Genomic DNA, 21,694 nt, shown 5'->3' on the forward strand with positions numbered 1-21,694 from the left:
TTTATCATTTTGTTGCGTATGCCAACGAATTTCGAACCGATATGACTACCAATATTTAGTGCCTAATAGTACAAATTGTAGATTTTAAACTCTTGATTTGTATTATTTGTTATAGCACAAAAAAATCGGCGAACTTGCTGTTGATTTTACCGCAGTTCGCCGATTTTTATTTTAAAAATATGCTTTTTACTTTTTTCAATAACTGCTCTAAGCAGCTATTAGAGATAATTCTGAAGTATTCTAGTCTTGCTTAATAAAGCTTAAAGATTGTCCGTAATTTGCAATAGAAGTCAAAGCATTGTAAATGTATTGACAAACCAAAACTGCTCCTTCGCTGTTAATCAAAGCCGTATCGTCTTCCGGAGTGTGATATTGTGGATGTCCGCCAGTATGTAATCCAATAGCCGAAATATTATTTTTGTAGAACGTAACATGATCGGAACCACCTACATCTCCTGCAAAAACAATTGGATTAAGTCCGCTGCCTTCACCTAGTTTTTTCATTAATTCTACACCGTCAGGAAAAGTACCGGCGCCGCCCATATACAATTCTTTTTTATCGTTTAATCGTCCTACCATATCCATGTTGATCATTACTTTTACAGCACTTTTATCTACTGGAAGGTGATTAACAAAATACTTAGAACCCAATAAACCTTCTTCTTCACCGCTAAAAGAAATAAAGATGATACTTCTTTTTGGAGCAATTTTATTATGATGAAGTTCTTCCAAAATTGATAAAAGTGCCGAAACACCAGAAGCATTATCATCGGCTCCATTATGAATTGCGATCGTATCTTTTTTCTTGCTGCCAGAACCTTTTCCGCCCCATCCCCAATGATCATAATGTGCTCCAATCACGATGAATTCTTTTTTTAGATTTTCATCAGAACCTTCCATATAACCTACCACATTTTGAGTTGATACACTATCCGATTTCATTTTGTTGATATCGGGTTTTATGAATATTTTGAACGGCTGATAATAATTGTTGTTGAATTTTTTCAACCCAAATTTTTTGAAATATTTTTTGATGTAAGTTGCCGCTTCATTGTTGCCCTTTGTTCCGGCAAGACGACCTTCTAATTTATCTGACGCCAAATAAGTATCGTGCTGAAGGAATCTTTGGGCTGAAAATGTTGATTGTGCGGTTCCTTTTTCAGTTGCTATAAAAGCGACAATAAAGAGGAAAATAATTTTTTTAAACATGTATCTAATGGAATTAATCTATATTTTTTTTAAAATTTTTAACCCGGTTTTAAAATAAAAGAACTTTTAGTCCCTCGTAAAACAAACCTCTGAAATTTCGGTACAGAGTAGTTTATTTCTCTCCAATCAAAAATGCAGATACATTCCAGGCGCTGCTGCTCGTTCCTTCAGGTTTTCCCATCGGAATCGAAACCCGAATCGTATGTTTTCCTGCCGGCAGATTTCCTAAATCAATCAGATTAGGATTGGTAGTTGTTCCCGGACACCAGTTAGAACGACTTAAATCTGATGATGACAATCCATTACCAAAATTCCCTGAAGCGGGATTACTTAATCTGTATGAACCGCAATCAGTACGCCACGGAGTAAATCCAAAAACTTCTTTATTGTCAATAAAAATGGTGTTCTTTTTTTGTAAAAACTCATCGCCATTTTCCCAGCCTCCATGACCAGTTGTAGTGTAACTCAATTTAAAATTTTTGTAACCTTCTGGCACTTCAAAAGTCATTTCGAGTCCTTTTTCGTTGTCAAACATTGTTGCATAATCCTGTCCTGCCATTTCCATTACATTCAAAGTATTGAAAAGCGGCAAAATAAAATCGCCTTTCTCATTGTTATCTTCCCCTTGGTGAATCGAAATATTCAAACTCGCTTTATGTCCGCCTGCATCATAATTGCCAATAAACATTCCAATATATACTTCCTGATTACTTAATTTAGGTTGTAATAGTGAAATGTCCTGACGATAGAAAACACTATCCTGCCAAACCTTGTTTTTTAGTTGTAAATAATTGAAATGTTTCACACCAAAAGGAGTAAAAAAGCGCATCATTTCTAATAAAGGAGTATAGTCGTTAGTTCCCACAACACCTTGATATTTTTTACCGTTTCCGTTTTCATAAACCGGTAATGTCTGGACACCATTTTTTAATCCGTCCAGAAAAGAAGTTTTTTTATCTGTTGGAATCATAAAAACCGAACCAGTTCTGTCGTAAGCATCGCCATTTGATTGTTGAGTTACATCTGCAAAAATGGCACTTCCTTTTTTTATTTCAGGAAACTTTACTTTTCGGACAATTATAGTTCCGCTTGCAAATCTAAAAATGCTGTCATTTGATTTTGCATCGCCTGCAAAATGAATTTGTTCTTTATTGAAAACAGCGATATTTACAAAACGACTTTTCCATAAGAGATCTTTATAAGTCAATTGATCAACCGATTGAACCGCAGGGATTTTTAAAATTGATGGATTTTTTTTTAAAATTTCGATTTTTGAAGCCGTAACTATAGAATTTCCATTGCGATTTGTTTCTAAAACCAAACCCAAGTCTTGTCCCAATACGCCAGGTCCTCCTTTTAATCCTAATTCATTCGTGTACCAAATTTCAATTTTATTTGAGTTGACAGAAGTAACAGCTTTTTTACAAACGTAGCCCAGAATTTTTTTGGTTTCAGTACTGAATTCAAATTTTTGCTTTTCTAAAGCTTCGGCGTCCTGACCTAAAATTGATTTGTTTACGGTTAGTTGCGCCAATTGAAAAATAGTTTTGGTATTAAAATCTACAAAAGTCTGCTCGAATGGAAAATCTGCTTTTTGTTGCATGATTTTATCTGTAGTTATTAAACTCAAGTCTTTCGAAGTATATAAAAATAATGGATCCTGATTCTCGATCAGTTTTCCGTTATAACTTCTTTGATAACTAACTTTAATTGTTTTTTGAGCAAATGACAAAGAGATTATGAAAAAGGCAAAGAATGTAAATAAAGTTTTTTTCATGCTGTGGTTTTGTTTGGTTTTATTGGTTTTTCTAGTCATTTTAACCGCAAAGTGCGTTAAGATTTAATTTTACTTTACACATAGAAAGCACAAAGTTTGCAAAGCCAGGTTAACACAAAGCTTTGCGAACTTTGTGATTTTATAAAACGATACCTTTAAAAAAAATTAGCGAACTTAGCGGTTAAATCATCTTTAATTAATAGCGCTACAGGTTTTTTATTCCCCGTGGATTTATTTACTAAATCGATTTTGTAAAAAACAAATATAGATAAATATCTGTATTTGAAAGAACAAAGAATTGAATAATAAACAAACTTTGCTCTTTATATTTTATATAAATTAAGAATATGCTAAATAGAACCGGAAAAATGTTAAGGCAATTAATAATTAAATAAAGATAATATCGAATTATTATGTAAACGGAAGTAATTATATCTTTCAGTTTCTAAAAGAACAGGAATTTAATAGAAAATCTATCAGAATAATTTTTTGTCTGTGAGAGAAAGAAGTTATTTTTAAGAAGAATTTTTTTTTAGTTTTTTTAATAAAAAGTAAGTGTTTGTATAATTAAAATAGATCAATAATGAATTGTTTAAAAAGCTACAGGTTTATAATGTTTTTTTGTTTTTGTGCAGGGATTATAAATGCACAACAAAAAGCATTTTCGTATAAAAATCAGAATTTATCGATTGATAAAAGAGTAGACGATTTATTGAAACAATTGACTACCGAAGAGAAAATTTCTTTGTTAGGATTTGAAAGCAAAGAGGTAAAGCGATTGGATATTCCGCAATATAATTGGTGGAATGAATCTTTACACGGAATAGCCAGAGCAGGAAAGGCAACCGTTTTTCCACAAGCTATCGGAATGGCGGCTTCTTTTAATGATAATTTATTAAATGAAGTGGCGAATGCTATTTCAACTGAGGCAAGAGCTAAGAATAATATGGCTGTTGCCAAAGACCGCCGTTTGCAATATATGGGATTGAATTTTTGGTCACCAAATATTAATATTTTCAGAGATCCGCGTTGGGGAAGAGGACAGGAAACCTATGGAGAAGATCCTTTCCTTACCGGAAAAATGGGAACAGCTTACGTCAAAGGATTACAAGGAACTGATTCAAAATACATGAAAACAGCGGCTTGTGCCAAACATTTTGCCGTGCACAGCGGACCTGAAAAAACAAGGCATTCGATTGATGTTATTGTAGACGAAAAAGATTTAAGAGAAACCTATTTATATGCTTTCAAAAAACTGGTTGATGCCCATGTAGAAACTGTTATGTGTGCTTATAATCGAGTAAATTCAGAACCTTGTTGTACCGGGAAAACCTTATTGAAGGATATTTTGCGCAATGAATGGAAATTTGGCGGGCATGTTGTGACCGATTGTTGGGCATTACAGGATATTTACGAAAGTCATAAAACCTTGCCAAATAGTGTAACTGTTGCAGCGGCAGCAATTAAAGCCGGTGTAAATATGGATTGCAGCGGATTATTGCAAAAAGATGCAATCAATGCATTGAATCAGAAGTTGATTTCCCTAAAAGATATCGATAATGCATTAGCTCCAACTTTACGTACACAGTTCAAATTAGGATTTTATGACAAAGCAGAGGATAATCCGTATAGAAAATATGGAATAGACAGTATTGCCAATACGTACCACAGAAATCTTAGCCGAAAAATGGCAGAGCAAAGTATGGTTTTGTTGAAAAATGGAGAAGTAGGCGAGAAAAAAACAAAACTGCTTCCTTTGAAAAAAGAGGATTATAAATCGTTGATGGTTGTTGGTCCAAATGCAGCTTCGTTAGATGCTTTGCTGGGAAATTACCATGGAATCACCGATAAAGCCGTAAATTTTGTAGAAGGAATTGCCGGAGCTGTAGATCCTGATACTCGTATAGAATATGATATGGGTTGCGATTTTAACGATACAACTAATTTTGGCGGAGTTTGGGCTGCTTCAATGGCCGATTTGACGATTGCAGTAATTGGTTTTACACCAGTTTATGAAGGCGAAGAAGGCGATGCTTTTTTGGCTGATGGTAAAGGTGATAGAAAAAATATGGATTTACCAGCTTCGCATATTGCATACATCAAAGCACTTCGAAAAGGAACTAAAACGCCTCTTGTAGCTGTGGTAACAGGTGGTAGCGCTGTTGATATTTCGGCGATTGAACCTTATGTTGATGCAATTGTTTTTGCGTGGTATCCGGGTGAACAAGGCGGAACAGCTTTAGCTAATCTTCTTTTTGGAAAAGTATCTCCTTCAGGACATTTACCAATTAGTTTTTATAAATCTTTTAGCGATTTACCGGATTATAGTAGTTATGCGATGAAAGGCAGAACCTATCGTTATTTTGATAAAGAAGTACAATATCCTTTCGGATTTGGATTAAGTTATAGCACTTTTGGATACAATTGGGTTCAAAAGCCAGAGAATATTAAAACTACTTCGGATAAAATTTCGATGCAAATTAAAATTGAAAACACCGGGCAATATAATGCAGATGAAGTAGCTCAGCTGTATATCGAATATCCAAATGTAGACAGAATGCCTTTGAAAGAATTGAAAGCTTTCAAACGAGTGTCAATTTCTAAAGGAGATTCTAAAACAATCACGTTAGAAATTCCGTTGGAAGAACTTCAAAAATGGGATGATGCTAAAAAACAATTCAAAATCTACGAAGGGAAATACAATGTAAGAATTGGTTCGAATTCCAGAGATGCAATGTTAGAAGCGAGTTTCGAAATTGTGAAGTAGGGAGAAGATCGTAGAGGAAAGATTATAGAAGCAAGATTTTAGAGGGAAGATTATAGAGGGAAGATTGTAGAAGCAAGATTATAGAAGCAAGATTATAGAAGCAAGATTATAGAGGGAAGATTATAGAGGGAAGATTATAGAGGGAAGATTGTAGGTGGAAGATTGTAGAGGGAAGAGGAGCAGGTTTGGGGTTATTTGAAATTAGCGCAAATTCGTGTAATTCGTGGCGAAAAAAAAAATCAGATGTTACAACAGATGAAAATATCAAATTATAAAAGATGAATAAAAATTTAAAATCGGCATTTTTTGCAATTTTAGCGCTTTGCTATCTGCAAATGCAAAGTCAGAGTATTAAACAAAATTTGACACAATATGTAGATCCTTTTATTGGTACAGGATTTCACGGACACGTTTTCATGGGAGCAAATGTGCCTTTTGGAGCGGTTCAGTTGGGACCTGTAAACATATCACAAGGTTGGGATTGGTGCTCGGGTTATCATTATTCTGATCCTACTATTATTGGATTTTCACACACACATTTGAGCGGAACCGGAATTGGTGATCTTGGAGATTTACTTTTTATGCCAGCCGTTGGTAAAATCAATTTGAAAAAAGGAACTGCCAAAGACATGGAAAACGGATATATTTCAGGTTTTGATCATAAAGATGAGGTAGCAAAACCAGGATATTATTCGGTTATTTTGAAGAAAAACGGAATCAAAGCCGAAATGACTGCTTCTGAAAGAGTTGGTTTTCAAAAATACACTTTCCCGGCTTCAGATAAATCACATATTATTTTAGATCTGGTTGAAGGAATTGGTTGGGATAAAGCCGTAGATACTTATATCAGAGTTAAAAATGATACTTTAATAGAAGGTTATCGTTTCTCAAAAGGCTGGGCTCCTGATCAAAGGATTTATTTTGCAGCAATTTTATCAAAACCGGCTAAAAAAATCCAATTGTATAACAATACAAAAGAGATGATAAATAAAGTGGTTTTGGGCGACAGTGCAAAAGCGGTGATTCAATTTTCGACTTTAAAAGATGAAGTGATTAAAATTAAAGTGGGAATTTCGGCAGTTAGCACTGAAAATGCTTTGATGAACATTAAAAAAGAAATTTCGGGTTGGAACTTCGAAAAAACAGCAACTGAGGCTGATGAAAAATGGAATAAAGAGCTGAATAAAATTGCAGTAAAATCGAATGATATTGCCAAAATGAAAACGTTTTATACCGCATTATACCACACCATGATTGCGCCTTCTACTTACAATGACAGCAATGGCGATTATTATGGTTCGGACAAACAAGTTCATAAAGCAGCCGGATTTACAAATTTGACAACTTTTTCATTATGGGATACTTATAGAGGCGCAAATCCTTTGTTTACATTAACTCAAACCGAAAAAGTTTCGGATATAATCAATTCGATGTTGGCGATTTATCAGGAAACAGGACATCTTCCGGTTTGGCATTTAATGGGCAATGAAACGTATTGTATGCCTGGAAACAGTGCCATTCAGATTGTTGCCGATGCGTATCTAAAAGGAATCAAAGGAATTGACGGAGAATTGGCTTTCGAAGCGGTAAAAGCAACAGCAATGCAAGATGATCGTGGATTAAATTTTGTTAAAAAAATAGGCTACATTCCGGCAGATAGTTTGAGAGAATCGGTAGCAATTGGAATGGAATATGCAATTTCAGACGGTGCAATTGCTATGATGGCTAAAAAAATGGGAAAAACAGAAGATTATAATTATTTCTATAACCGCTCAAAAGCATACAAGAAATATTACGATGCTTCGACCACTTTTGTACGTGGAAAAGTGAGCGATACAGAATGGAGGACACCTTTTGATCCGTTTAAATCGGCGCATATGAAAGATGATTTTGCCGAAGGAAATGCCTGGCAATACACTTGGTTAGTGCCTCATGATGTAGAAGGATTGATTGCAATGTTGGGAGGAGAAAAACCGTTTACGAAAAAACTGGATACTTTATTTACTATTAAAGGAGATATGGGAGCTGAGGCTTCAAACGATATTACAGGTTTGATTGGACAGTATGCTCACGGAAACGAGCCAAGTCATCACATTACATATTTGTATAATTTCGTGGGACAACCTTGGAAAACTGCTGAGAAAGTACGTTACATCATTGATAATTTATATAGCGACAAACAGGACGGATTGTGTGGAAACGAAGACGTAGGACAAATGTCGGCTTGGTACGTTTGGAGCGCCATGGGAATGTATTCTGTAAATCCATTCAACGGAATTTACGTTTTTGGAAGTCCAACTATGGATGAATCAGTATTGAATTTGGCTGATGGAAAAAGCTTTATTGTGAAAGCCGTAAACAATACTCCAAAGAATATCTACATTCAAAAAGCAACTTTAAACGGAAAGGATTATACTAAAAGTTATATCCTTCATTCGGATATCATGAAAGGTGGTGAATTGATTTTTACAATGGGAGACAAACCTTCAAAATCTTGGGGAGTTTCTCCTAAAGACAGACCTTATTCTGTGAAATAAATTTTTTATTGAGTTTTTGTTGGATTAGATTCAATTTTTTAAAACCTACAATGTTTTCAAAACCTTGTAGGTTTTATTGTTTGTGTATCAAATACCTGCAAGGTCTAAAAAAGACCTTGCAGGAAAATCCAAAAAAGGCGTTTCACTTGCATTAACATATCCCGATAGTTAATAGGAATATGTGCGATAAAGGAGTTTCTTTTTGATTTACTTTTTTCAAAAACATAAAATCTATGTTTATATGTGTTTTAAAAATTATTTTTTGCGTGTTACACTCAACGGGTTAGATAGAATTAATAAATCACAATATTAATAATCAATATTTTTCCCATTCTTTTTGAGTATTTAAAAAATAAAACTTCATAATTTTCAAAAAAGACAATTACTAATTAAATAATGGTAATATTGAATTAATAAGTATACTGCAATCATTATAATTTTATAGTTCTAAAATAGAATAAATTTAATAAAAAACATATGGCATTAATAACTCAGTTGGATGTTGAAAAAGATGTTAGTTCTGTAGCAAATAAAAAATGGTTGTTTCCTTTTATATTGGTAACCAGTTTGTTTTTTTTCTGGGGATTCGTACATAATTTAGATCCAATACTTATTCCTCATTTAAGAAAAGCATTTAATCTTACCGATTTAGAATCTTCTTTGATTGATTCATCGGTCTTTATTGCCTATTTTGTTATGGCTTTGCCAGCCGGTTATATCATGAGAAAATACGGTTATAAATCCGGTATTATGATAGGATTGGTTTTGTTTGGTATTGGTTCAATTTTGTTTGTTCCGGCTGCCAATTCACTACAATATATTTACTTTTTAGGAGCGTTATTTGTTATAGCCTGCGGATTAACTTTCTTAGAAACGGCTGCAAATCCTTATGTTACAATATTAGGTCCGTCTGAAACGGCGACCAAAAGACTAAATTTTTCACAATCATTTAACGGACTCGCTGCTTTTATTGCTCCCGCATATATTGGTCCGATGATTTTATCCGGAAAAAATTTAACTCAGGCGCAAATGGATGCGATGGCACCGGCAGAATTGCATGCTTATGTTTTGGAAGAAGCAGCAAGTGTAAAAATGCCTTATCTAATTTTGGGACTGATTATTTTGGCTGTAGCCTTAGTATTTTATTTTACTAATATGCCTGATGTAAAAGATGAAGATAAAGAAGGAGCAGAGGGAGCAAGTTTTGCCGGAGCCTTGAAATCGATGCGTTTAAGATGGGGAATTTTAGCTCAGTTTTTTTATGTAGGAGCACAGGTTTGCGTTGGAAGTTTTTTTATTAAAATGGCAACTACTTCGGCAGGTCTGGAAGAAGGTGTTGCAGCCAAATATTTAGGTTTTTATGGTCTGGCATTTATGATAGGACGTTTTGCCGGAACATTTTTGATGCAATATATAAAGCCAAGAAAATTATTAATCATTTATACAATTATTAATATTCTATTATCAATATTAGCGATAGTGGGAACAGGAATGATAGTAGTCTATACTTTAATAGCGATCGCGTTTTTTATGAGCATCATGTTTCCTACTATTTTTTCAATGGGTATTGACGGACTCGGACATAATACAAAAATCGGATCTTCATTGATCGTAATGTCAATAGTTGGAGGAGCTTTACTTCCTCCGGTTTTAGGATTTATTTCGGATGTTACAGGAAGTATTCAAAATGGATACGTTGTTCCGTTGACTTGTTTTTCAGTAATACTATTGTTCGCATTTAACGGACACAAAACAAATAAAGCATAAATTCTATTTATATAATATGTTAGAAAACGAAGTAAAAAGATTAGTGGTGAAAATGCACCCGGAAGATAATGTGCTTGTAGCTTTAACAGATTTGGTAAAAGGAGAAAGTGTGATTTTTGACAATCAGACTTATATACTTCAAGATACTATTAAGGCAAAACATAAATTTTATACAGCAGATTTAAAATCAGGAGCTGAAATAACGATGTATGGTGTTTTGGTTGGAAAAGTGCAAAATGATGTTGCTAGGGGAAGCCTGATGACAACAGATAATCTTAAACATGCCGCAGAACCTTATCAGTATCGTGATGTTGATTTTGAATGGAAAGCTCCAGATGTTTCAAAGTATAAAGACAGAACTTTTAAAGGATATAAAAGAAATGACGGTCGCGTAGGAACTGCCAATTATTGGTTGTTTGTACCAACAGTATTTTGCGAAAATAGAAATCTTGATGTAATCCGTGAAGCTTTGCATAATGAGTTGGGATATTCAGTAAGCGATAAATACACGCAATATACGCATAGTTTATTGGAGGCATTTAAAAAAGGAGAAAGTCTGGATACCATAAATGTTCAATTGGCTCCGGATACAAATACGAACCGCGCGTTTAAAAACGTAGATGGAATTAAATTTCTAAACCATCAGGGAGGTTGCGGAGGTACACGTCAGGATGCGGCTACTTTGAGCGCGTTATTGGCTTCCTATGCAAATCATCCAAACGTAGCAGGTATAACAGTATTGAGTTTGGGATGCCAACATTTGCAAGTGCAGGATTTTACAAATGATGTTAAAAAACAAAATGCATCTTTTGATAAACCATTATTTATTTTTGAGCAGCAACAATCAAAAAGTGAAGAACAATTAGTTGCCGATGCCATTAAAAAAACATTTGAAGGCTTAATCGAAATAAACAAACACGAACGAGTTTCGGCGCCATTGAGCGAATTATGTTTGGGAGTTAAATGCGGAGGAAGCGATGGCTTTAGCGGAGTTTCTGCTAATCCGGCTGTAGGTTATGCTTCAGATTTATTGGTGGCTTTGGGCGGTAAAGTTTTGTTAGCAGAATTTCCTGAATTATGTGGAGTAGAACAGAATCTGATTGATCGTTGTACAACAGAAACGGTAGCTAATAAATTCATTGATTTAATGCAGTCTTATGATGCTTTGGCACATAAAGTAGGTTCAGGATTTCACATGAATCCATCGCCGGGAAACATCAAAGACGGATTAATAACCGATGCCATAAAAAGTGCCGGAGCAGCTAAAAAAGGAGGTACAGCGCCAGTCGTTGATGTATTAGATTATACGGAACCGGCGACAAAAGCAGGTTTGAGTTTGGTTTGTACACCAGGAAATGATGTTGAAGCAACAACAGGAAAAGCGGCATCCGGAGCAACATTAATATTATTTACAACAGGATTAGGAACGCCAACAGGTAATCCGGTTTGTCCTGTTATTAAAGTAGCCACAAATTCTATTTTAGCGCAAAAAATGAGCGATATTATTGATATTGATTGCGGTCCGATAATTAGTGGCGAAAAAACCATTGAAGAAATGGGCGAAGATATTTTGGAATATTGCATTAAAGCGGCAAGTGGAGAAATTATTCCAAAAGCAGTGTTGTTAAACCAAGATGATTTTATTCCGTGGAAACGTGGAGTATCATTGTAATAATTATGAGTTATAAATTACGAACTCTCTAGACCTAAAAGTCTAATAATCTAAAGATCTAAAAATCTAAATATATGTTTTCATTACAAAACAAAAAAGCGGTTGTTACTGGTGGTGGCAGCGGAATTGGAAAAGCCATTTCAGTCTTATTTGCAAAGCAAGGAGCTGAGGTACATATTATTGAATTAACAGAAGAAAGTGCTAAAACGGCTGTTGAAGAAATAAAAACAAACGGAGGAAAAGTTTTTTCACATGCTTGTAATGTAGCCAATCAGGAAGAAGTATTAGCAACATTCGGAAAAATTGGAAACATTAATATTCTGGTAAATAATGCGGGAATTGCTCATGTTGGAAAAGTAGAAACCACTCCTGAAGCAGATTTTGACCGAATTATGAATGTGAATGTAAAAGGAGTTTACAATTGTTTGCATGCTTCAATACCACATTTTCGAAATACAGGCGGAGGCGTTATTTTAAATATGGCTTCGATTGCTGCCTGGGTCGGTATTCCGGATCGATTTGCTTATTCTACCGCCAAAGGAGCTGTAATGGCAATGACCTTGTCGATAGCCAGAGATTATATGAGTGAAAATATCCGTTGTAATTCTGTTTCTCCGGCGCGTGTGCATACACCTTTTGTAGATGGATTTATTGCAAAGAATTATCCGGGTCAGGAAGCTGAAATGTTCGAAAAATTATCAAAATCTCAACCTATCGGACGTATGGCAAAACCGGATGAAGTTGCAGCTTTAGCTTTGTTTTTATGCAGCGATGAATCTGGTTTTGTTACTGGTTGTGATTATCCTATTGATGGAGGTTTTATTAAATTAAATAACTAATTTATAATGAAGGTTGCCTTATTCATACCCTGTTATATAGACCAGTTTTACCCTAATGTGGGTATTGCTACTTTGCAGGTATTAGAAAAATTAGGCTGCGATGTCACTTTTCCGTTACAGCAAACTTGCTGTGGTCAACCTATGGCTAACAGTGGTTTTGCAAGTTTGAGTAAGGGTTGCGATATCAATTTTGTTCAAAATTTTGCAGGATTTGATTATATAGTTGCTCCTTCGGGAAGTTGCGTTTTGCATGTAAAAGAACATTTGCAAGATGACAAACATCCGCAAGAAGCATTACAGATTCGTAATACTATTTATGAATTCACCGAGTTTTTAACTGACATCTTAAAGGTGGAAAGTATTAATGCCAGTTTTCCTTTTAAAGTTGGGATGCACAACAGTTGCCACGGACAGAGAGGATTAAACCTTTCATCAATGACAGAAAGAATGTTACCGGAATTTTCAAAACCGGAACAATTATTAAATATGGTCAAAGACATTACCCTGACTAAAGCAAAACGAAATGATGAATGTTGCGGTTTTGGAGGTACTTTTTGCGTGTTTGAAGAAGCAGTAAGCGTAAAAATGGGTAAGGACAGAATAAAAGAACACGAAGATAATGAGGTTGATTATATTACTGGAGGAGATACCAGCTGTTTAATGCATCTGGAAGGAATATTAAAGCGACAAGGAAGTACCACTAAAACGATTCATATTGCTGAAATATTGAATGGTTTTTTATAAAAATTGTAGTTTGAATATATTTTTTAAACACATAGAAACATGCGTTGAAATAATTATAATCAACAGGATAGAATAAATATAAAAGTATGACGGTAAAACACGCTGCATTAGCGGAAAAGTTTATAGCTGACGAGCCTAGAACCGACTGGCACGACGAAACTTTGTGGTTCGTTCGTGAAAAGCGCGATAAGGCTGCTCATGGTTTACCGGAATGGGAGCAATTAAGAGAATGGGGTTCGCAGATAAAGAACAACACGCTTTCAAACCTTTCCAGTTATTTAAAAGAATTTGAAGAAAAAGCTACAGCCAATGGCATAAAAGTGCACTGGGCTTCAGATGCCAAAGAGCACAATGAGATAATTCATAAAATCATCAAAAAACACGGTATTCAGAAAATTGTGAAGAGCAAGAGTATGTTAACCGAAGAATGTCATTTGAATGAATATTTACAGCATAATGGAATAGAAGTGGTCGATACTGATCTGGGAGAACGTATAGTTCAATTCAGAAAAGAACCTCCAAGTCATATTGTGTTGCCTGCAATTCACTTAAAAAAAGAAGATGTAAGTACTACTTTTCATGACCATTTGCAAACTGAAAAAGGAAATAACGATCCACAATATTTAACCGAAGCAGCGAGACAACACTTGCGTAATAAGTTTGTAGAATCGGAATTAGCGATTACAGGAGTCAATTTTGCGATTGCTGAAACAGGAGGTTTTGTAGTTTGTACCAATGAAGGAAATGCTGATATGGGAGCTCATACAGCGCCTGTACACATTGCGTGTATGGGTTTTGAAAAGTTAATTCCAAAAGCAGAACACCTTTCTGTGTTTTTGAGATTATTAGCCAGAAGCGCCACAGGTCAGCCTATTACAACTTATTCAAGTCATTTTCATAAACCGAGACCAAATCAGGAAATGCATATTGTGATTGTAGATAATGGTCGCAGTAAACAACTGGGAAGAGAAGACTTTAGAAATTCATTAAAATGTATTCGTTGCGCAGCCTGTTTTAACACTTGTCCGGTATATCGAAGAAGTGGCGGACATAGTTATCATACAGCTGTTGCAGGTCCAATTGGTTCTATCTTAAATCCGAATTTAGATATGAAAGCCAATGCCGATTTGCCTTTTGCATCAACTTTATGTGGTAGTTGTACCAATGTATGTCCGGTTAAAATCAATATACACGAACAGTTATGGAAATGGAGACAAGTAATTGTTGCTGAAGGATATGTAGACACAAGTAAAAAACTGGGAATGAAAGGAATGAGTTTTGTATTCTCGAATCCTAAAGTGTATCGTTTCATGGGAAAAATGGGAAGAGGCGTAATGCATTTATTCCCTTTTATGGTAAATAATAAATTAAATATTTGGTCTAAACAACGTGAAATGCCAGTCGCTCCAAAGGAATCATTCCGGGATTGGTATTTGAAAAACGGGAAAAACCAAAAATAAAATAGCAGAGAAAGAGCGTATGAGTGCAAGAGAAAATATATTGAATGCCATAGCGATGAATCAGCCTGAATTGGTTGAACTTCCTGTTATTGATCTCAATTCTGTTATTCATTATGAAGATGCCTTTGCACAGTTTAAAACTGTATTGGAGAGCATTGGTGGTAAAGTAGAATTGATTTCGGATATAGCAGTGCTTAAAGATCAGTTAATTGCTGATAAAACAAGCGGAAGTTTTATTGTAAATACTATAGCAGCACTTGGAGATATAGACGAACAAGTAGCTTTTTTGTCGGCAATTGAATTAGAAAAAGTCGAAAAAGCATACATAAAAGGTACAATTGGAGTGGCAGAAAATGGCGCTGTCTGGGTTTATGAAAGTCAAATGATAAACAGACTTATTCCTTTTATATGTCAGCATTTGATTTTGGTAATCGAGAAAAAAAACATTGTAAACACGTTACATCAGGCATACGAAAAAATAGAAGTATCAAAAGAAGGATTTGGTGCATTTATAGCCGGACCTTCTAAAACGGCCGATATAGAACAATCATTGGTAATAGGAGCGCATGGCGCAAGAAGTGCTGTGATTTATGTAATTGAATAACGACAAGGATAATGTTGTCTGAATAAATAAAAGAAGTATAATATATTTAAAAGTAATAAAAATGAAACTAATACGATTTGGAGAAGCCGGTAAAGAAAAACCAGGTATTTTAATAGGAGAAAAAAGATTTGATGTCTCTTCAATAGTAACGGATTACAACGAAACGTTTTTTGAAGAAAACGGATTAGAAAAATTAAAAAAAGCATTAGAAAATAATCCGGTATTACCGGAAGTTGACGCAAATGTACGTTTAGGTTCTCCGGTGGCGAGACCTTCAAAAATAATATGTATTGGTTTAAATTATGTAGATCATTGTTTAGAAACCAATGCGCCAATTCCGGCAGAGCCAATTATCTTTTTTAAATCAACTACCTCTTTATGCGGACCAAATGATGATTTGATAATCCCAAAGAACAGTGAAAAAACAGATTGGGAAATTGAGTTGGCTTTTATAGTGGGTAAAAAAGCAAGTTATGTAGAAGAAGCCGATGCTTTAGATTATGTTGCCGGTTATGCTTTACTGAATGATTATAGTGAAAGAGCTTTTCAAATAGAGCGTGGTGGACAATGGGCAAAAGGAAAAGGCTGCGATACATTTGCACCACTTGGACCCTTTTTGGCAACTCAGGACGAAATCGCAGACGTGAATAATATACCAATGTGGTTAACAGTTAACGGGAAAAAATTCCAAAATAGTAATACTTCTAATCTGGTATTTAAAATTCCATTTTTAGTGCATTATTTAAGTCAGTTTATGACGTTGCTTCCTGGTGATATCATTAGTACAGGAACTCCTCCGGGTGTTGGTTTAGGAATTAAACCAGATCCTATTTACATCAAAGCAGGAGATGTAATCGAATTAGGAATGGACGGTTTAGGCAGCAGTAAACAACACGCTGTGGCTTACACAAAATAGAATAACATAATTCGTTAATTATAACACATAGTCCCGAAGCTTTGAGCTTCGGGAACAAAGCATTAAACACAATATTGTCATTTCGACGAAGGAGAAATCTTCGCAAGTAACTCCGCAACGAGAATCCAATCTTTGGCGAGCTTCTCGTGGAGATTTCTCCTTCGTCGAAATGACAAAAATGTGTAAAAGTAAAGAGCCTTTGGCTCGATTTATATTGTAGGGATGGATTTTAATCCGTCCTTCGTAATCAAAATCGCCAATCTTTGTAGAGTTACACGTGGAGATTTCTCCTTCGTCGAAATGACAAAAATGTGTAGATTAATTTTGATCTAAAATTTGTCCTATCCCGAAGTTTAGGAATCAGGACTACGATATTAAGTAAATTTATTATGAATTGATCTTAAAGTGTTATCGTACACAAGGCATTTTTTTTTAGTTTTAACAATAATTAATTAAATAGTAAACATGATGAAATCATTTTTCTTTTCACTTCTTTTATGCAGTACATTGTCGTTTGCACAAGAAGTAAATATCATTCCTCAGCCAGTGGAAGTTGTTAGAAATAGCGGAAATTTTGTGATTAATTCGGAAACCAGCTTGGTTGTTATCAATAAAGAAGATAATGCTACGGCTACTTTTTTGAATGATTATTTGTTTAATTATTATGGTTTTAAGTTGTCTGTGGTAAAAAAGGCAAATAAAAATGCCATTAAATTAATAAGTCAAAAGAATATTGAAGGACTTAAAAGTGAAGGCTATAAGTTAAAATCAGATCAAAATGGTGTCGAAATTAACGGTAATTCACCAATGGGAACTTTCTACGGAATGCAAACCCTTATTCAATTGCTTCCTGTAGAAAAAAGTAATAATCTGGCAATTGCAGCAGTAGAGGTTAAAGATCAACCACGTTTTGCTTACAGAGGAGCTATGCTTGATGTTGGACGTCATTTTTTTTCGGTTGAATTTGTAAAAAAGTATATTGATTATTTAGCCTTACATAAAATGAATTATTTTCATTGGCATTTAACCGAAGACCAAGGTTGGAGAATTGAAATAAAAAAATATCCAAAACTTACTGAAATAGGTTCTAAAAGAAATGGAAGTATTATTGGAAGTTATCCGGGTAAAGGAAGTGATAATACACCAGAAGGAGGTTTTTATACTCAGGAAGAGGTAAAAGATATTGTAAAATATGCTTCAGATCGTTTTATAACGGTAATTCCGGAAATTGAAATGCCGGGACACAGTAGCGCTGCTATTGCCGCTTATCCGGAGTTGAGTTGTTTTCCAGACGAGAAAACTAATCTTTCGGATAATATGATCTCTGATAAGAGCAAGCAGGAAATGGCAAACGGAAGAAATAAAATTGTTCAGGAAACCTGGGGAGTTCATACAGATGTGTTTGTTCCAACAGAAAATACGTTTAAATTTCTGGAAAATGTTCTTGATGAAGTGATCGCTTTATTTCCATCAAAATACATTCACGTAGGTGGAGATGAATCTCCTAAAGATGCCTGGAAAAGAAGTGCATTTTGTCAGCAAATGATAAAAGACAAAAATTTGAAGGATGAGCATGGTCTTCAAAGTTATTTCATCCAACGCATGGAAAAATACATTAATAAAAAAGGCAGAACCTTAATTGGCTGGGACGAAATTTTAGAAGGCGGTCTTGCGCCAAATGCTATCGTAATGAGCTGGAGAGGTGAAGAAGGCGGAATTGCAGCTGCAAAAGAAAAGCATCAGGTAATTATGACTCCGGGAAGCCATGTTTATTTAGATCATTCTCAAACTAAGAACGAAAAACAAGTTACTATAGGAGGGTTTTTGCCATTGGAAACAGTTTATGGTTATGAGCCAATTCCGAAAGAGTTGAACGAGCAACAAGCAAAATACGTTTTGGGAGCTCAGGCAAATGTCTGGACAGAATATATGGCTAATCCTGCCAAAGTAGAATATATGATATTTCCTCGTTTAAGCGCTTTAAGCGAAGTATTGTGGTCTTCAAAAGAAAGTAAAAATTGGACTGAATTTCAAACAAAAATTGAAACGATGAAAAAGCGATATACGATTTGGGGAGCTAACTATTTTAAAGAGGATTAAATCTAATACTATCTACTTAAAACCATAAATAACCATGAAAAAAATAACACTTTATGTACTTTTCCTCTCGATGAGCTGGATAGGAATGATGGCACAAACCTATACTCCTTCGGAAGGAAATATTAAGAATAGAAAAGAATTTCAAGACGATAAATTTGGGATGTTCATTCACTTTGGACCCTATAGCGTTCTGGGAAATGGCGAATGGGTTATGAACACTGAAAACATCAGAGTAACCGAATACGGAAGATTAATTAACGTTTTTAATCCTCAGGATTTTGATGCTAAAAAATGGGTTGGTATTGCAAAAGCAGCGGGAATGAAATACATCACTTTTACCACGCGTCACCACGATGGTTTTAGCAATTTTGACACCAAATTATCAGATTGGAAAATTACAAATACACATTTTAAAAGAGATTTATTAAAAGAATTGGCTGAAGAATGCCATAAAGAAGGTATTAAGTTGTTCTGTTATTATTCGCTTTTAGACTGGACTAGAACCGATTACCAATACGAAACAGGAAAAACAGGGAAAGGAACAGGAAGAACTGCAAAAAGTGATTGGGATAGCTATATCCGTTTTATGAAAGGACAGTTAACAGAATTGCTGACCAATTACGGAGAAATCGGTGGTATTTGGTTCGACGGACATTGGGACCAATTAGATAATGATACTGATAAAACATTAACATCAAAAGTAAACTGGCATTATGATGAAATTTACAAATTGATTCATACACTTCAACCTAACTGTTTGATTTCAAACAATCACCATTTAACGCCTATTCAAGGAGAAGATTTTCAAGCATTTGAAAAAGATTTACCTGGCGGAAATACCTCTGGATTTGGAGGACAATCTGTTTCTCAATTGCCTTTGGAAACATGCGAAACGATGAACAATTCCTGGGGATTTGATATAAATGACAGAAAATATAAATCGACCAAAGATTTACTGCATTATATGATAAATGCAGCCAGTTTGAATGCTAATTTCCTTTTGAATGTTGGACCAATGGCTGACGGATCAATCCAACCGGAATTTGTGGCAACTTTGAAAGAAATAGGAATCTGGATGGATAAAAACGGAAAAAGTATTTACGGAACAAGAGGCAATGTGATAAAACCGCAAGATTGGGGCGTATTTACGGCCAAAGACAAAACCTTGTTTGCACACATCATAAAAACACCGAATCAGGCGGAGTATATTTTCATCCCGGAGATGAAACAAAAAATCAAAAAATGTTATTTGATGGAGAGCAAAAAGGAGCTTAAATTCAAACAACAACCTGAAGGTACTTTTGTGTATTTGAATGGTGAGAAATTGGATGAAATAGATACGATAATTGAAATGCAAATACAGTAAGTAACTGATTTTTGAATTAATATAAAATTCGAATTTAAAATTTTCAGTATTGAAATTTAGCGATATAAAAGCCCTAATGAAAATTAGGGCTTTTTTTATGGAAAGAACAGAATTCTAACCTTAAACTCAGAAACCATAATAGTCAGATTTAAATTTTTACAAGATAAAAATTACAGATTATTTTTCTTACAATTTTAAAATTTAGAATAATTTAAAAAAAAGGCTGAAACTGCTTGACACATCAATTTTAATGTGCTCGTACACATAAATTTAATGTGCACGAGCACATTTTTTTTGATTTTTGTTTTATATGTAAAAAAAAAAATATAGTTTAGTCATGTAATTATGAAAAATAGTGTTTAATTCTTAAGTTAATAATCCTAAAACTATTATTTGTTTACTATTCTGTCCTACTTTAAGTTTTTTTTAAGAATTGAAAAAATGACGAATAATAGCGGTTTACAGTATTTTTTAAAATTGTAGAATAACAGCATCAAAATGAGCCTTTTTTATGGTACAACAAAGGGTTTTTAAATGATAAAAAAGTAAAAAACAGAATGATAAAACAAAAAATATTTATTCATGAAGTAACAGCCTTAAAGTTTAGAATAGAACAAGTTAAGGTTTGCTTTTAGTATAAAGTAGTAAAAAACAAAAGTAGATGAAGTCAACATTCGGAGTGGTTGAAGTAAAACTAAAAAAAATACAGAATCAAGACAATTATAAAAAAAAGCATGGAAGAATTAATTAAAACTGTCTTTAAAGATTTTTATCCCAATAAAACAATCCTTACTTATTCGGCCATACAATTTGGTCTGATCAATAGCACTTATAAAATTGAGACTGCTGATGGCGATTATATCTTGCAAAAAATGAATCAGGTTGTGTTTCCCAATATAAAATCGTTATTGAACAACAAGATAAAAACCACTTGGTATTTGAACGCAAACGGGTTTCCCACTTTAAAATTTATAGCAAATAGTGAGGGACATTTTTATTCACAACAAGGCCAGGCGATTTGGCAGCTTTCAACTTATATTCCTTCCGTGGTTTTAGATCGGATTGATTCAAACACAGTTGCAAATCAGGTTGGCGCTTATTTGGCAAAGTTTCATAAAGCATTGCTCGGTTTTCCAATTTCGGAATTAGAGTACACAATTCCGGATTTTCATAACACTATAAAAAGGTTTTCTGATTTTGAAGAAAGTGTAAACAATGCTTCACCGGAAAGGTTGTCCAAAGCAAAAGAATCAATTGTGTTTTTAGAATCTAATTTTAAAACGATACAACGTGTTGCCAATGCAATAAATACGCAAAAAATACCTGTGAGAGTTGTGCATAACGATACTAAAATAGGGAATATGCTTTTTGATGAAGATAAAAATATTTTATGCATCATTGATTTTGATACGGTAATGCCCGGAAGTATTTTTCATGATGTAGGTGATAGCTTAAGAACGGGAGCCAATAAAGCTACAGAAGAAGAAAAAGATTTATCAAAAGTATGTTTCGACATCGAAATCTATGAGGCTTTTATGAAAGCTTATGTTGCCGAAGCTTCTTGTTTTATGTCTGAAGAAGAAGCAGATAATATTCATCTAAGTTTACCACTAATCCTTTTTGAACAAGCCTGTCGTTTTTTGGGAGATTATTTAAATAATGACAGTTATTATACTACAACATACCAAGATCAGAATCTGGTAAGAGCAAAAACGCAGATTAAGCTTATGGATGATGTACAGTTGTATTTAAAGACAAAAAAACAAGTCATCTTCAAGTAAGATTTTAAAATTTTCGAAAATCATATTGCCGTTAACCAAAGTAGAAACCAAAAAATCAATAACCAATGAATATAGTTTATTAAAGTTAAAAGGAAAAAAAACAGAGCAATAAAAGTACTTTTTTAGATCGTTCTGATTCCTGCAAATCAAAAAAA

14 protein-coding genes are annotated in these 21,694 nt (G+C 34.4%); 12 read left to right on the top strand and 2 right to left on the bottom strand.

What is annotated here, in order from left to right:
- Positions 1-240: 240 nt before the first annotated feature.
- Entirely contained in the window at positions 241-1,209 is a 969-nt protein-coding gene (locus tag C8C83_RS18415; protein ID WP_121329837.1) for a M20/M25/M40 family metallo-hydrolase, read from the bottom strand.
- Positions 1,210-1,321: 112 nt separating this feature from the next.
- Positions 1,322-2,986, bottom strand: coding sequence for a GLPGLI family protein (locus tag C8C83_RS18420; RefSeq protein WP_121330093.1), 1,665 nt, complete (start codon positions 2,984-2,986; stop codon positions 1,322-1,324).
- Positions 2,987-3,569: 583 nt separating this feature from the next.
- Between C8C83_RS18420 and C8C83_RS18425 the strand changes: the two genes are divergently transcribed.
- The 12 genes from C8C83_RS18425 (at position 3,570) to C8C83_RS18480 (ending at position 21,539) form a co-directional block, all read left to right on the top strand.
- Positions 3,570-5,753 (top strand): glycoside hydrolase family 3 N-terminal domain-containing protein, encoded by a 2,184-nt coding sequence (locus C8C83_RS18425; RefSeq protein ID WP_199735297.1) that lies wholly within the window; start codon positions 3,570-3,572, stop codon positions 5,751-5,753.
- A gap of 278 nt (positions 5,754-6,031) precedes the next feature.
- Positions 6,032-8,290, top strand: coding sequence for a GH92 family glycosyl hydrolase (locus C8C83_RS18430; RefSeq protein ID WP_121329839.1), 2,259 nt, complete (start codon positions 6,032-6,034; stop codon positions 8,288-8,290).
- Between the two features lie 477 nt (positions 8,291-8,767).
- Complete coding sequence (gene fucP / locus C8C83_RS18435) at positions 8,768-10,057, top strand: L-fucose:H+ symporter permease (protein ID WP_121329840.1); 1,290 nt, start codon at positions 8,768-8,770, stop codon at positions 10,055-10,057.
- A gap of 16 nt (positions 10,058-10,073) precedes the next feature.
- Positions 10,074-11,729 carry an altronate dehydratase family protein gene (locus tag C8C83_RS18440; protein WP_121329841.1) on the top strand — a complete coding sequence of 552 codons (1,656 nt, stop codon included), beginning with the start codon at positions 10,074-10,076 and terminating at the stop codon, positions 11,727-11,729.
- Between the two features lie 74 nt (positions 11,730-11,803).
- The gene (locus tag C8C83_RS18445; RefSeq protein ID WP_121329842.1) at positions 11,804-12,568 is read left to right on the top strand and encodes an SDR family oxidoreductase; all 765 of its coding nucleotides are present in this window, start codon (positions 11,804-11,806) and stop codon (positions 12,566-12,568) included.
- A 6-nt stretch (positions 12,569-12,574) separates the two neighbouring features.
- Positions 12,575-13,312: a (Fe-S)-binding protein gene (locus tag C8C83_RS18450; protein ID WP_121329843.1), complete on the top strand. Its 738-nt coding sequence runs from the start codon at positions 12,575-12,577 to the stop codon at positions 13,310-13,312.
- Positions 13,313-13,398: 86 nt separating this feature from the next.
- Positions 13,399-14,772: a lactate utilization protein B gene (locus C8C83_RS18455; RefSeq protein WP_121329844.1), complete on the top strand. Its 1,374-nt coding sequence runs from the start codon at positions 13,399-13,401 to the stop codon at positions 14,770-14,772.
- 19 nt (positions 14,773-14,791) lie between these two features.
- On the top strand, positions 14,792-15,376 hold the full coding sequence (locus tag C8C83_RS18460; protein ID WP_121329845.1) for an LUD domain-containing protein: 585 nt from the start codon (positions 14,792-14,794) through the stop codon (positions 15,374-15,376).
- Positions 15,377-15,437: 61 nt separating this feature from the next.
- Positions 15,438-16,292, top strand: coding sequence for a fumarylacetoacetate hydrolase family protein (locus C8C83_RS18465; RefSeq protein ID WP_132011837.1), 855 nt, complete (start codon positions 15,438-15,440; stop codon positions 16,290-16,292).
- A gap of 465 nt (positions 16,293-16,757) precedes the next feature.
- Positions 16,758-18,392 (top strand): beta-N-acetylhexosaminidase, encoded by a 1,635-nt coding sequence (locus C8C83_RS18470; RefSeq protein ID WP_199735298.1) that lies wholly within the window; start codon positions 16,758-16,760, stop codon positions 18,390-18,392.
- A 34-nt stretch (positions 18,393-18,426) separates the two neighbouring features.
- Positions 18,427-19,758: an alpha-L-fucosidase gene (locus tag C8C83_RS18475; protein WP_121329846.1), complete on the top strand. Its 1,332-nt coding sequence runs from the start codon at positions 18,427-18,429 to the stop codon at positions 19,756-19,758.
- A gap of 734 nt (positions 19,759-20,492) precedes the next feature.
- The gene (locus C8C83_RS18480) at positions 20,493-21,539 is read left to right on the top strand and encodes a phosphotransferase (protein ID WP_121329847.1); all 1,047 of its coding nucleotides are present in this window, start codon (positions 20,493-20,495) and stop codon (positions 21,537-21,539) included.
- The last annotated feature ends 155 nt before the right edge of the window (positions 21,540-21,694 follow it).

Origin of the sequence: Flavobacterium sp. 90, from assembly GCF_004339525.1 — a bacterium.
GTDB lineage: Bacteria > Bacteroidota > Bacteroidia > Flavobacteriales > Flavobacteriaceae > Flavobacterium.